General features: G+C 58.5%; 10 protein-coding genes. 3 read left to right on the top strand and 7 right to left on the bottom strand.

Annotated elements, in window-relative coordinates; all coding sequences use genetic code 11:
• The first annotated feature begins 225 nt into the window (after positions 1-225).
• Positions 226-2,178: a methyl-accepting chemotaxis protein gene (locus IG616_RS10565; protein WP_209007440.1), complete on the top strand. Its 1,953-nt coding sequence runs from the start codon at positions 226-228 to the stop codon at positions 2,176-2,178.
• Positions 2,179-2,258: 80 nt separating this feature from the next.
• Here IG616_RS10565 and IG616_RS10560 read toward each other — a convergent pair whose 3' ends face one another.
• The gene (locus tag IG616_RS10560; protein WP_192148131.1) at positions 2,259-3,056 is read right to left on the bottom strand and encodes an alpha/beta fold hydrolase; all 798 of its coding nucleotides are present in this window, start codon (positions 3,054-3,056) and stop codon (positions 2,259-2,261) included.
• A 238-nt stretch (positions 3,057-3,294) separates the two neighbouring features.
• Between IG616_RS10560 and IG616_RS10555 the strand changes: the two genes are divergently transcribed.
• Positions 3,295-3,894, top strand: coding sequence for a L,D-transpeptidase (locus tag IG616_RS10555; RefSeq protein WP_192148130.1), 600 nt, complete (start codon positions 3,295-3,297; stop codon positions 3,892-3,894).
• 50 nt (positions 3,895-3,944) lie between these two features.
• Here IG616_RS10555 and IG616_RS10550 read toward each other — a convergent pair whose 3' ends face one another.
• The 6 genes from IG616_RS10550 to secA all read right to left on the bottom strand — a co-directional run bounded on the left by IG616_RS10550 (position 3,945) and on the right by secA (position 11,924).
• On the bottom strand, positions 3,945-5,219 hold the full coding sequence (locus IG616_RS10550; protein ID WP_209007439.1) for an adenylate/guanylate cyclase domain-containing protein: 1,275 nt from the start codon (positions 5,217-5,219) through the stop codon (positions 3,945-3,947).
• 9 nt (positions 5,220-5,228) lie between these two features.
• A complete protein-coding gene (locus IG616_RS10545; protein ID WP_192148129.1) occupies positions 5,229-6,746 on the bottom strand; it encodes a glycosyltransferase family 39 protein in 1,518 nt (505 codons plus the stop codon).
• Between the two features lie 9 nt (positions 6,747-6,755).
• Positions 6,756-7,199 carry a GtrA family protein gene (locus tag IG616_RS10540; RefSeq protein WP_209007438.1) on the bottom strand — a complete coding sequence of 148 codons (444 nt, stop codon included), beginning with the start codon at positions 7,197-7,199 and terminating at the stop codon, positions 6,756-6,758.
• A complete protein-coding gene (locus IG616_RS10535) occupies positions 7,196-8,242 on the bottom strand; it encodes a glycosyltransferase family 2 protein (protein ID WP_192148128.1) in 1,047 nt (348 codons plus the stop codon). The genes IG616_RS10540 and IG616_RS10535 overlap by 4 nt, the downstream gene beginning before the upstream one ends.
• An 89-nt stretch (positions 8,243-8,331) precedes the next feature.
• Positions 8,332-8,979, bottom strand: coding sequence for a class I SAM-dependent methyltransferase (locus tag IG616_RS10530; protein ID WP_192148127.1), 648 nt, complete (start codon positions 8,977-8,979; stop codon positions 8,332-8,334).
• Positions 8,980-9,152: 173 nt separating this feature from the next.
• Positions 9,153-11,924: a preprotein translocase subunit SecA gene (gene secA, locus IG616_RS10525; protein ID WP_192148126.1), complete on the bottom strand. Its 2,772-nt coding sequence runs from the start codon at positions 11,922-11,924 to the stop codon at positions 9,153-9,155.
• A 264-nt stretch (positions 11,925-12,188) separates the two neighbouring features.
• Here secA and IG616_RS10520 point away from each other — a divergent pair, with 264 nt between their 5' ends.
• Complete coding sequence (locus tag IG616_RS10520) at positions 12,189-13,040, top strand: peptidylprolyl isomerase (protein ID WP_246476193.1); 852 nt, start codon at positions 12,189-12,191, stop codon at positions 13,038-13,040.
• Positions 13,041-13,070 lie beyond the last annotated feature (30 nt).

Here is a 13,070-nt window from a genome sequence, read left to right as displayed (position 1 = left end):
CGTGCCCTGTCGCTCTGCGGGGGAGGAGCTTTGACTAAAATACAGACAAGAATGCCTGCAATATCAGCATTTCCTGCAATGCACCACCCGCGGATATTGCCTGTTTTTTTACTTTTGGCGGTCTTTCTGGAGCAAAGGGCAAAACTATAACTTTTTAGGGGCACCGCCGCTATGAATGCCAACCGGAAGTTAGCGACGAACAGAGTATCAGGGCTCTCTGTCCGTGTGCGTATCCTCTCTCTCAGCTTGATCACCGCCATTGGCCTTCTGATTTTGGGCGGTGTGTTCTGGTGGAGCCAGAACAGGGTTGCGTCTTCCTTTAATGAGCTTGCCGGCAGTGCGAGCCTGTCCCGGGAACTCGGCGATCTGGCGCAGATTGTCGACCGGATGCAGAATATCGAAAAGGGATATCTGGCCAAACCGGACGATTTGAGTTTCACCAGCTTTCAGGAGCAGTTGACTGCGGCGGAACAATCGCTTCAGGCGATCGCCTCTCGTGGAGACACGTCGCAATTTGAAGCCGAGCTGGCGGATGTGCGTGACACGCTGGATGGTGTCGGAGGCGCATTTGGAACCTTGAATTCCATACAGTCGACGATCGGGTTTGACTCCGAAGGCGGCTTGCGCGGGACCTTGGTCCAGACCGCAGGCGCGGTTCAGGCCCGGCTGAAGAAGGAAATGAATTTCGGGGGGAATCCGGATACTGAAAAGCTCTTCCGCGCCATCCTGGAAATCCAGCTTGCCGAACGCGAATATACGATCAACAGGAACGATGTCGCCCTTGGCAATTTCGAAGTTGCCTTCGGACGCTACGAGCGGCTGATCAAGAAGGCCTACCTGCCGAACGAAATCAAAGACGAAATCGCCAAGAACATGGTTTTGTACCGTGAAGCCTTCGATTCCTTCACGGCAGCCGACATTGAAAAGGGCAAGTCCGCCGAGCTTCTTGAAAATCTGTTCGACTTACTGCCGCCGCGCCTTCAGGTGCTCAATGAGGCAGCCCGGCAGTCAGAGTTGTCGGCTCAGGCCGCGCTGGAAACGATAAGGGGCTTTTCTTCCGGCGTGGTTCTTTTCGTCATCTTCGGATTGTTGATCGGCTTGTCCGCAGCAGCTGTCGTGATCGGCCGCTCGATCGCTGTTCCTCTTGGGCGGCTCAGCTCTGCCATGGAGGAGCTGGCCAGCGGCAAGACCGACATCAAGCTGCCTGAAGTGAAGGGCAGCCGCGAGATTGCTGCGATGGCGGCGACCGTTTCCGTATTCCGCGACAACGCGGTTGAGCGGCAGAGCCTGACCCTGGCCTCAGAAGCAGAGAACGCGCAGCGCGATGCCCGCGTGGCCCGGCTGGAAGATCTGATCTCCAGCTTTGAAGGCATGGTGGACCGGGCCCTGCAGAGTCTTGATCACGCAACGGATGAACTGGTTCAGACGTCAGCCGCTGTGGAAGCTGCCGCAGATGATGTGGCCGGTCAGGCCTCGGAAGCGGGCAATGCCGTCCGCATTGCGGCGGAGAACGTCAACTCTGCCGCTTCGGCGACGGAGGAGCTGGCGGCGTCCATCAACGAGATTGCCAGCCAGGCCTCCAAATCCACAGACGTGGCGAAGAAGGCGGTGACAAGCGCCCTCGAAACCTCCCGCACAATGGACAAGCTTTCAAGCGCTGCAGATCATATTGGCGAGGTCATGGGCCTGATCCGTGACATCGCCAATCAGACCAATCTTCTGGCGCTGAATGCGACCATCGAAGCGGCTCGTGCCGGCGAGGCGGGCAAGGGCTTCGCTGTTGTTGCGGCTGAAGTGAAGCAGCTCGCTGATCAGACATCCAGGGCGACTGAGGACATCGCCAATCAGGTGGAAGCGATCCAGGGGTCCTCTTCTCAGGCGCTCTCCGCGATCAGCGAAGTCAGTGACATCATCACGGAAATGGAAGGCCTCGCCTCCGCGGTTGCTTCCGCAGTGGTTCAGCAGGATGCTGCGGTCCAGTCGATTGCACGCAACGTGTCAGATGCGTCCAGCCGGTCGGATGAAGGCGCAACCCGTATGGGAGCGGTTGCCGGAGCGACCGATCATGCAAGGGCAACTGGTGCAGAGGTGGAGCGCCTTGCCAAGTCCCTGGCCGAACAGGCTGCGCTCATCCGCCGGGAGATCTCGAGCTTCCTGACCGGGGTTCGCGCTGCCTGATCAGAACAGACAGATGGAAATGCAAGACGCCACGCGGATCCCGCGTGGCGTCTTTTTCGTTCAGGAGCCCGATTTCTGCGTTACGCACGGGCCGCATTTTGAAGAATGAGGCGTGTGACTTCCCGGGGAATTTCAAGGTGAGGCATGTGGCCAACCCCATCAAAGACATGGGCCGCGATCATTCCGGGCAGTTTGTGGGCCTGGCGTGTAGGCAGCACCCGGTCCTGAGTGCCCCAGACAACCTTGATCGGGCAGGGCAGTTCCGCAAGGTCGGACAGCGGCAGGGTCTTTTGAACATCGCCATCGATGATTTCGTCCGCAATGGCCTTCAGGGTTTCAACAGCGCCGGGCCTGGAGCGGCTTTCGGCAGCACTGCGCGCCAGAAACTTCGGCAGCTTGAAACTCCATCCGAAGAACTGCTCCAGCAAGGCTTCCATCTCAGCCGGATCGGTCGCTGCCGCGTAGCGGCGCAGGAGCTTGTGATTGATTTCAGGACCGAAGCCGCCCGGTGCCAGCAGGGTCAGGCTGGCAATCCGCTCCGGTGCACGCATTGCAACGAGAGCCGCCACGGCTCCGCCCATGGAGTGACCAACAAGGTGTACCTGCTCCAGTTCCAGCGCTTCGACAGTTTGAAACACAGCCTTGGCCGCAACACCGGCGTTGCCAATGCGCGGCCAGCCGATGGCCTGGCCATGGCCTGGAAGATCGACCGCGATGGAGCGGCGGGTGGGCGCAAGAGCGGTTTGGATGTTGACCCAGGTCTGCCGGTCGCCGCCGAAACCATGCACCAGCATGACAGGGGCCGATGTGCTGCCGTCCACCGCGGGCAGGTCGTTCAAGGGCAAGGCGCGGACCGCCGCCGGTGCAAGGCTTGTCATGTTCACTCCCAGGACTGATTTCATGTTTGTTGTTCAACCATCTATCCGGGCCGTCCATGGCTGCGCAAGAATGCCCTTTGGGAAGCTCCGCCGTGAAAGTAGGGATTTCCCGGTTGAAGGATCAGGCTTGGTCAGAGAAAATTAATCATAAATGGCATGATAGGGGTGTGGCTTCATGCTACCCAGTCGATATCCGATTCCCTGCGGCCTGCCCGCGTTTTGTCCGAGAGATGCATTCATGCACCGCCTTGTTCTATCTGCTCTAGCATTGAGCATGCTGGTGGCCGCTGGCCCGGCTCATGCAGACAACCGTTTTTTTGACCCGAACAGCAAAACCTGGGTCTCCCTCAAGCTGACGCCTGAACTGGCCGGTCAGATTGCGCGCAAGAAATACAAGCGCAAGCTTGTCAGCTATTCCGGTCCTGAAGAGCCCGGCACGATCGTGATCGATACCGATGCGCGCTGGCTCTATCACGTGCAGGGCAATGGCAAGGCCATGCGCTACGGCATTGGTGTCGGCAAGGACGGCTTCACCTGGAATGGTACGGAAAAGATCACCCGCAAGGCGGAATGGCCAGGTTGGACCCCGCCGCCAGAAATGATCGTGCGCGAACGCAAGAAGGGCCGCAAGCTGCCGTCTCATATGCCCGGTGGCCCGAAAAACCCGCTCGGGGCCCGCGCCATGTATCTCGGCAACACGATCTACCGTATTCACGGCACCAACGAAGACTGGAGCATCGGTCAGGCTGTGTCTTCCGGCTGCATCCGCATGCTGAACAGTGACGTGGAATATCTCTACGAGCAGGTCAAGGTCGGAACGAAGGTCAAGGTTCTCTGAGCCTCGCCTGCAGATAACTGATGAAAGGGCTGCCGGTGCGGTGGCCCTTTTTATTTGACTTTAGCGGCAGGGCGCAGGGCGAAGAGGGGTTCGGGTTCTTCAAAGCCGTTGAGTTCAAAGTCGCCGGCAGCCTCTGCGCGCTCCGGCACAAACTGGGCGATCTCACCGGTCATCAGCGTGTGCTTTTGAACGGCCTTTGTCAGTGTCTCGATACGGGCAGCGGCGTGAACCGTCTGGCCAATAACGGAAAACGTCATGCGTTCCGGAACACCTATGTTGCCGAACATGACCTCGCCCACGGATAGGGCAATGCCGATTTCCAGCACCGGCTGGCTTGCTGCTTTTCCGGGTTGAGTGTTGATACGCTCGACATTCTGAAGTGACTTATCTGCAGCGGCAATGGCGTGTTGAACAGCGCCCTGGAGACCTGTTTCGCCAATCGGGAAGACCGCCAGGACCGCATCGCCGATGAAATCAAGGACTTCGCCGCCCTCGGCCATAACCGCGCCCGCTGTGGCGGAGAAATAGCCGTTCAGCCAGCGCAAGTAGGGATCCGGCCCGAGTGCTTCGGCAATGCGGGTGGAATTGCGCATATCGCAGTAAAAGATGACTGCATTGATCTTCTCGCCGTCCCCATGCCGGATCTGGCCATTCAGAACGCGGGTTCCCGCCGAGCGGCCCAAATAGGTTTCTGCGATGGTGCGGGCAATCTCGGACTCCAGATTGGCCTTGGCGGCCAGGGCAAGGCGCGGCTGGATATATTCAATGGCCTGGATCTGATCCTCCCGGAAACCGCCGGACTGCTTTGTCGCCCAGCTGATCATGATGCCCGTCTGGCCGCGCATTTCCTGCAAGGCGGGCATCTGGAAGTTGGTCACCAGAACGAAGTAGTCCGTATAGCCTTCAGCGCAGAGTTCGGCGCATAGGGGGAAGTCGAACTCGGCGTTTGCCCCTTCCAGATAGCGGCGCAGACGGGGAAGCCGCTCCAGCTGCACCGCCCGCATCGGACTTGAGAGCCAAACCTCATTTTCTTCCTCACCTTCGCGTGCATGCTCGAAACGGGCGTGCTGAACGGCTTCGCCTGTTTTCCAGAAGGCCGTTTCGGCATCAAACAGCGGATGGAGTGTCGTCCAGGCCAGGAGCGCGCGGTCGATTTCAACGCCGGTTTCTCTGAGGCGGATGCATAAATCGCCAAACATGTCCGGGACACGGGCAGACATCAGAGCCTGATTGACCAGCCAGCCTTCCACTGCATCAATGTCCGCCATATCGATCATTTGGAAAGCCTTTGGCAGGTTCCTGAGGCTGCGGATGGTTGCCCGCATAAGGGGATCTTATTCAGAAACCTGATCCGGGGGAACAATCTTCCAGTTCAGAGTGACCGGAGGAATGGCCGCCGAGCGGCCAAAGGAAAAGTCCTGGCTGCCATCGGCCTCCGCGTCCGGGTAGAAACGGGCGAGATGCCCGGGAGCTTTCAAGCTATCCCTGCCGGTCCAGACGAGCATCAGGCCACGCTTGCGCAGATCTTGAACGTTTATCCAGGGAGACAGGGCGGGATCGCCGTCCAGTAGCATTTCTGGCCGGTCTACGCCATGCAAGGTGATGTTTGCCGTGCTCCACATTTCGCCAGCAACATAGGCAAGGGGCGTTCCCATCCGGGATTGCCATTCGCTTTCGAGGAACTGAGCGATCTCTTTTCCCGGGTAATGGATGCGGGTGGCCTTTGTCTTCCAGAGCGGTTCAAGCACTGCCTGACCGGCGGCAATGCCCAGGAAGATTGCCTGAACAGCAATCGCGGCATAAAGCGCCCGGCGTTCTGAGAGCAGAGAGAGTGCAGGGCGCAGGAACCAGACAGCAATGAGGCCGGAGAGCACGAACATCGGTGTGCCCCACATCTGTTTGAAGGCATTGCCGGTGACTGCTGACGCCAGCAGAACGACGGCGAGCGGCAGGAAGGCAAACCAGAGCAGGAAGAGCCTGTCTTGCCGGGTTTCCTGACTGGTGCTGGAGTTGCCTTGCTCTGCGGGAGCTGACTTCAGGCCGTGCAGGACCTTGACGGTATTCGCTCCGAACCCGGTCAACAGAACCAGAACAAGACCGGCATGATTGAGAAGCTGGCCAGCGAGGAAATTGAGCGGGTTGGCTAGGTGGTCGGCAAGGCCCGATGCCGCCTGGCTGCGGTTCGCAGCGTAGGTTAGCGTCAGAAAGTCAGTTTCCCGGAGCCAGATGAGATGTGGAGTGAACAGCACAAGGCAGACCGCCATCGCAACCCAGGGGCCAATTGCGGCAATGTGGCGCCGCGCGTGAGGAACGGCGAGGGCGTATAGGCCAATCGTGCCGATCAGAAGGGCAGCAAAATACTTGGTATAGAGACCGAAGGCGGAGAGGATGCCGAGCAGGCTCCAATCTGCAAGACGGCCTTTGTCCAGTGCCCGGTGGAACACAAGGATCATCCCAGCCCAGACCGGGATCTGCAGGATGTTCGGATTGAACTCCGGAGCAGGCAGCGTGAAGTAGAATGTTACGCTCGTCAGCAGCACGGAAAGACAGGCCTCGGCGGCGTTGAGCCCCATGCGGCGGCCAAGCTGCCATATGCACAGATAGCCAAGTCCAAGGGAGATCTGGCTCAGCCAGTAAGCGCCATAGGTGCCCCCTCCGGTCAGCCAGTAGCTGGCCTCCAGAAGCCAGGCCTGCATCGGTGGATGCTTGGTGTAGCCAAGGGCGAGGCTGCGGCCCCAGGCATAGCCTTCCACCACATCCAGCGGCGGGTTGGGAAAAAGCAGGCTCGGCAGCAACGCCCAGACCAGGCAGACTGCGCAGGTGTAGAGAATTGCGGTGCGTGTGGTCAGCATGGGGTTTTGTCAGCTAGCTGGAGACGAGGGGTGTGCCCTGAAGGCCCAAAACCGCGCTCCGAGAAAGCTCAGCGCCGGAACGATGGCAATGGACACAAGAATACCGAGGCTTTCCGGCCAATCGGTAAGACGGAGCCAGCCAAGGAGCGTTCCCGAGTTGATCAGGAAGCCGGCCAGGGCCAGCAGGAAGAACTTCCGCATGCGGGCCGCTGTTCCGCTGGTTCCCCGCAAGGCCGCAAAGCTCCAGAAGTGATGTCCGGTAAAGGAGACGCCGAAGGCCGTCAGAAATCCCGCGACATTGGCTGCCAGAGCTGGAAGAAGGCCTGCGCCGTGAAGACCAAGAGCGACAGCAGAATGGGTCAGCGTTGCAGCGATGCCGACGAGGGCGAAGCGGAACGCCATAACAGCTTCGCCACGGGCGCGGCTTAGAAGTGTTGGCTGCGGTGCCGTCACGCGTCCTGGTCCCTGCTGCCAGCGGAACGCATCGGTTCCTCTGTGGGAGTGGCGGCAGTTCCTTCAATGATATCCTGAACGAGATAGACCGGGCGCTGCTTTGTCTCACTGAAGAGACGCGAGACATATTCGCCGATCATGCCGATGGACAGCAGTTGCACACCGGAGAAGAACAGAAGACCTACCATGAGCGACGCATAGCCGGGAACATCGACGCCAAAGGCCAGCACACGTATGATCAGGTAAAGTGCATAGGCAAAGGCGAGCGCCGCGACCACGCTGCCGCAATAGAGCCAGATCCTGAGCGGAAGGGTTGTGAAGCTGGTGAATCCGTCTATGGCAAAGTTCCAGAGCTTCCAGTAGTTCCATTTCCCCGTTCCGGCCCGGCGTTCCGGGCGCTCATAAGGCAGAGCCATGGACGGGAAGCCGACCCAGGCGAAAAGGCCCTTCATGAACCTGTTCCGCTCAGGCAACTGAAGCAGGGCATTGACGACGGTCCTGTCGATCAGGCGGAAGTCTCCGGCATTCGCAGGCATATCGATATGGGCCAGCCGGTTGAAAATCCTGTAGAACAGGTCTGCTGTGGACCGCTTCATCAAAGTGTCCGACGACCGGTCCACCCGCACGCCGTAAACGACATCATAGCCTGCACGCCAGCCTTCCAGCATTTGCGGGATCAGCGCGGGCGGATCTTGCAGATCCGCATCGATAATGACAACGGCATCGCCCCGGGCATGGGCCAGACCAGCACTCAAGGCGGCTTCCTTGCCGAAGTTGCGTGACAGGCCGATCAAGCGTCCAGGCAAGCCCTTCCGCAGATGGCCGGCGATCAGGTCCGCGGTTTTGTCCCGGCTGCCGTCATCGATGAAGACATATTCATAATGGCACCCCAGAGAGGCGAGGATCGCCTGGGTGTCCGTGATGAAATGATCCAGGACCTCCGCCTCGTTGTAAGCGGGAACGACAATGCTGATTAGCGGAGTTTCTGGCCGGCTGGCTGCGCGCCGGGTGCGGTAGATCACGGGAGTCTTGTCGTTCTGCATTGGAGGTCCGTCTGGCATCTTGAGGCCGCACCCTGCCGGATTTGACCGGAAAATGCCAGCTTCAAGAGCTCAACTGCAGTTCGTTCAAGCTATGTTGTTTCCCGGATCTTCGGAACGCCCTGGCTGCGGTTGTACATGATGAAGATGTCGTGCTCGATGCGCCAGTGGAAGCCGTTTGTGTCGGCCCAGGAAACAAGCTCTCCGACGGGAGGGTAGTCCTTGAGTCCGGCTTCCTCGAGAAAGCAGCGGATATCGTCGATTAGGATCACGACCTTGCCCATATGCAGCAGGTTTTCTTCGATAGCCGCAAGCTCATGTCGTATGGGGCACTCGATATCGCCCTGATATGTGAAACCTGCGGAATAGTGGCCATCGAGCCAGAAGCTGACGTCGCCGGTCATGTCCTTGAGAATATCGCTCAGGACCTGCTCACTTGGTGCGTTGTGCAGCGTGACATTCTGTCCTTTGAAACGCTTGCAGGCCTGCTCGTAGAGCTCTTTGGCTGGTTCAATGGAAATGACCTGCGGAAAATGCCGCCGCAGGAAATCCGTCGTGGTGCCGAGATAGGTTCCAGTTTCGATCCAGGTTGATCCGGGAATGCCGTATTTCAGAAAAACACTCTGCTTGATGAATTGGGGGGATTGTTCGGAAAAATGACGTAACTGCCACTCGAGAAAATGATCGCCATACGCGAACGTTGATTTGATAAATTGAATCTTCTTAAGAAATTTCTTCAAATTAGTCCTCCAGTGACCGTAAGGTCAATGAGTCGAAATTTGCATTTTACTTTGTGTGATTACAAGCTTTTCTACCAGAGGGCGAAGCCTAAAAAAGAAACGCCCGCAAAGCTTGAGAGCTTTGCGGGCGATGGTTTTTCGAAGGTCCGGGTCAGACCTCAATAAGGTTCGCGTCAGGCAAATGCGCCGTGGCAGTGCTTGAACTTCTTGCCGGAACCGCAGGGGCAGGCCTCGTTCCGGCCAACCTTGCCCCATGTGGCGGGATTGTCCGGATCACGGTTTGCGGCTTCTTCCAGGCGGGCATCTGCAAGCGCCAGTTCATCTTCGCCCGTCAGGGGGTCGATGTGATGGGCATGCATTTCCGGCAGTTGTTCCCGCTCGGGCTCTGGCTGCTGCTGAACCAGTTCGATGCGCATCAGCTGGGCCGTCGTGATCTGGCGGAGCTGGGACAGCATGGTCTCGAACAGCGTGAAGGCTTCGGTCTTGTATTCCTGCAGCGGATCGCGCTGGGCATAGCCGCGGAAGCCGACGACTGAGCGCAGATGATCCAGATTGGCCAGATGCTCGCGCCACAAGTTGTCGAGCGTTTGCAGCAGGATGGCCTTCTCCACCTGACGCATGATCGGATCGCCATAGCGTTCCGACTTGGCGTTCATCACCTCGTCGGCAGCCTTGCGAAGCCGTTCCTTGACCTCTTCGTCCGCGATGCCTTCTTCGGCGGCCCATTCCTTGACCGGAGCGTCGATGTTCAAAAGCGTGCGGACTTCCTGGAGGAGGCCGTCCGTATCCCACTGCTCCGGATAGGCGCGTTCCGGAATGTGGCGTGAGACGATGTCCTCGATAACATCGTGGCGCATGTCCTCGACAGCTTCCTGAATGTTTTCACCATCCATCAGGTCGATACGCTGCTCGAACACCACCTTGCGCTGGTCGTTCATCACGTCGTCGAACTTGAGCAGGTTCTTGCGGATGTCGAAGTTACGGGCTTCGACCTTCTGCTGCGCCTTTTCAAGCGCCTTGTTGATCCACGGGTGGATGATGGCTTCGCCCTCTTCCAGGCCGAGTTTCTGCAGCATGGAATCCATGCGGTCGGACCCGAAGATACGCATCAGGTCGTCTTGCAGGGACAGGAAGAACTTGGAGTGTCCCGGGTCGCCCTGACGGCCGGAACGGCCACGCAGCTGATTGTCGATCCGGCGGCTTTCGTGGCGCTCGGTGCCGATCACATAGAGACCGCCGGCTGCCAGCGCCTTCTGCTTCAGTTCGCTGATTTCCGCCTTGATGGCGGCTTCTGCAAGGTCGCGTTCAGGGCCTTCCGGCATGCCGCCAAGTTCGAAGTCGATGCGCATTTCGGCGTTGCCGCCAAGCTGGATGTCGGTACCGCGGCCGGCCATGTTGGTGGCGATGGTCACGGCACCCGGCAGACCGGCCTGGCTGATGATCAGCGCTTCCTGCTCGTGGTAACGGGCGTTCAGAACCGCAAAGACCTTTGCCTTGCCGCCTTCAGACTTCTGCGCAGCGGTAAAGCCGGCAGCGTCGGTCACGTCAATCTGCTTGTAGCCATGCTGCTTCAGCATTTCGGCCAGGTATTCTGATTTCTCGATGGACGTGGTGCCGACGAGGATCGGCTGGCCGCGTTCCTTGCAGTCGTCAATCAGCTTGACGATGGCGTTGAACTTGTCCTGAACCGTCCGGTAGACCTCGTCGTCGTCGTCGATACGCTTGACCGCCAGGTTCGTCGGGATGTCGACCACTTCGAGATTATAGATGTCTGCGAATTCGTCGGCTTCCGTCGCTGCCGTACCGGTCATGCCTGCCAGCTTGCCGTACATACGGAAGTAGTTCTGGAAGGTGATGGACGCGAGCGTCTGGTTTTCCGGCTGAATGCGGACATGCTCACGCGCTTCAAGGGCCTGATGCAGGCCTTCGGAGAAGCGGCGGCCCGGCATCATGCGGCCCGTAAATTCGTCAATGATCACGACTTCATCATTGCGGACGATGTAGTCCTTGTCGCGCTGGAACAGTTTGTGGGCCTTCAGGGCCTGCTGCAAGTGGTGAACGACGGAAACGTTTTCGACATCATAGAGCGAGCCGCCCTTGAGCAGTCCGGCTGCGCCGAGAAGGCCTTCGAGCTTTTCGTTACCTGCTTCGGTGAAGCTCGCCGAACGTTGCTTCTCATCCAGCTCGTAGTCTTCTTCCGTGAGCTGCGGAATGAATGTGTCGATCGTGTTGTAAAAGTCTGAGCGGTCTTCGAGCGGGCCGGAGATGATCAACGGGGTCCGGGCCTCGTCGATCAGGATCGAATCGACTTCATCGACAATTGCAAAGGCATGCTCGCGCTGAACCATGGCGCCGCGCTCATGCTTCATGTTGTCGCGCAGATAGTCGAAGCCGAACTCATTGTTCGTGCCATAGGTGACATCTGCAGCATAGGCATCACGGCGCTGTTCGTCGGAAAGACCGTGGACAATGCAGCCTGTGGTCAGCCCGAGGAACCGGTAGACCTGGCTCATCCAGCCGCTGTCGCGCTGTGCCAGATAGTCGTTGACGGTCACGACGTGAACGCCCTTTCCGGTCAAAGCGTTGAGATAGACCGGCGCGGTCGCGACGAGGGTCTTGCCTTCACCGGTCCGCATTTCGGCAATCTGGCCGGAGTGCAGAACCAGACCACCGATCAGCTGCACGTCATAGTGACGCTGACCGAGTGTTCTGAGCGACGCTTCGCGAACGACCGCGAAGGCTTCGACCAGAATGTCGTCCAGCGTTGCGCCATTGGCGAGCTTCTCGCGGAATTCAACTGTTTTGGCGCGCAGCTGATCATCCGTCAGATTCTGTATTTCGGGCTCAAGCGCATTGATGAGCGCTACTTTTGCCCTGAACGTTTTGACCTTGCGGTCGTTGGCGGAGCCAAAAATCTTACGTGCTATTGCGCCAAGGCCGGCCATCTGGCGGTCCTTCCCTTGCTGGGCGGCGCCCGCATTTGACTGCCGGCTGCCTGCCCATGAAATCGTCTCAATTGATGTCCACGCTTCTCAACTGCGGCAGGGCAGCAGAAATGCGGGGCAAAGATGTAGCCCTGTCCTTAAACACGGCGATTGACAGATAAGAGGGGGTCCAATGCTTGTCAACGCCGCAGGTTTCAGCAATGTAACAACGCTCTGCGCCGAAACGCGCTCTGCGTTTTCAGTTCCAAGTGCAAAGGACACCGAATGTTCCGTTATTCCATGCGTCGTCAGATCCGCGCGCTCATCGTTCCGGCTCTGGCCCTGACGATCGCGGGTACTCACGCTTTTGCGGCCGAGCCGGGCGATGTGGTCGCCAAGGTCGGTAACACTGAAATCACCGAGGCGGACCTTGCATTCGCCGCTCAGGATTTGGGCCAGGAGCTGCAGCGTTTCCCGCCGGCCCAGTGGCGCTCGATCCTGCTTGATGTTCTCATCGACATGAACATTCTGGCCGATGCCGCCAAGAAGGAAGGTCTTGATCAGAGCGAGGACTACAAGAAGCAGATCGACTTCCTTAGCATGCGCGCCCTGCGCAATGCCTATCTGGCCAAGGAGATCAACGACAAGATCACCGATGAGGATGTGAAGGCTGCCTACGATGCCGAATTCGCCAATTTCGAAGGTGAAGAGGAAATGAAGGCACGGCACATTCTGGTAAAGGACAAGGCTGAAGCCGAAGCCATCATCAAGGAGCTTGATGGCGGGGCGGATTTTGCCGAACTTGCGCGTGAAAAGTCGACCGGCCCGTCCGGCCCGAACGGCGGCGACCTTGGCTTCTTCACCAAGGGACAGATGGTAAAGCCGTTTGAAGAGGCTACCGCAGCTCTTGAGCCTGGCCAGTATACGAAGGAGCCGGTTCAGACCCAGTTCGGCTGGCACGTCATTCTTCTGGAGGAAAAGCGCCGTCAGGAAAAGCCGACGCTTGAAGCCGTGTCGGCGAACCTGCGTCAGAAGCTGATCCGTGACCGTTATGAAGCGGCCATGACCAAGCTGAAGGCCGAGAATACGGTGGAGATCCTGGATGAGGATCTCGCCAAGGCCGAGAAGGCAAAATAAGCCTGATCCAAAGGGTATTTTGCTTTACGC

Source organism: Roseibium litorale (genome assembly GCF_014842915.1).
Lineage (GTDB): Bacteria > Pseudomonadota > Alphaproteobacteria > Rhizobiales > Stappiaceae > Roseibium > Roseibium litorale.
The sequence above is the reverse complement of the archived record's forward strand: the minus strand, read 5'-3'. Positions and strand labels throughout refer to the sequence as shown.

Coding starts and splice junctions, on each gene's coding strand:
- IG616_RS10535 (WP_192148128.1), bottom strand. CDS start 8,242: ATGCAGAACGACAAGACTCCCGTGATCTACCGCACCCGGCGCGCAGCC.
- secA (WP_192148126.1), bottom strand. CDS start 11,924: ATGGCCGGCCTTGGCGCAATAGCACGTAAGATTTTTGGCTCCGCCAAC.
- IG616_RS10560 (WP_192148131.1), bottom strand. CDS start 3,056: ATGACAAGCCTTGCACCGGCGGCGGTCCGCGCCTTGCCCTTGAACGAC.
- IG616_RS10520 (WP_246476193.1), top strand. CDS start 12,189: ATGTTCCGTTATTCCATGCGTCGTCAGATCCGCGCGCTCATCGTTCCG.
- IG616_RS10545 (WP_192148129.1), bottom strand. CDS start 6,746: ATGCTGACCACACGCACCGCAATTCTCTACACCTGCGCAGTCTGCCTG.
- IG616_RS10555 (WP_192148130.1), top strand. CDS start 3,295: ATGCACCGCCTTGTTCTATCTGCTCTAGCATTGAGCATGCTGGTGGCC.
- IG616_RS10550 (WP_209007439.1), bottom strand. CDS start 5,219: ATGCGGGCAACCATCCGCAGCCTCAGGAACCTGCCAAAGGCTTTCCAA.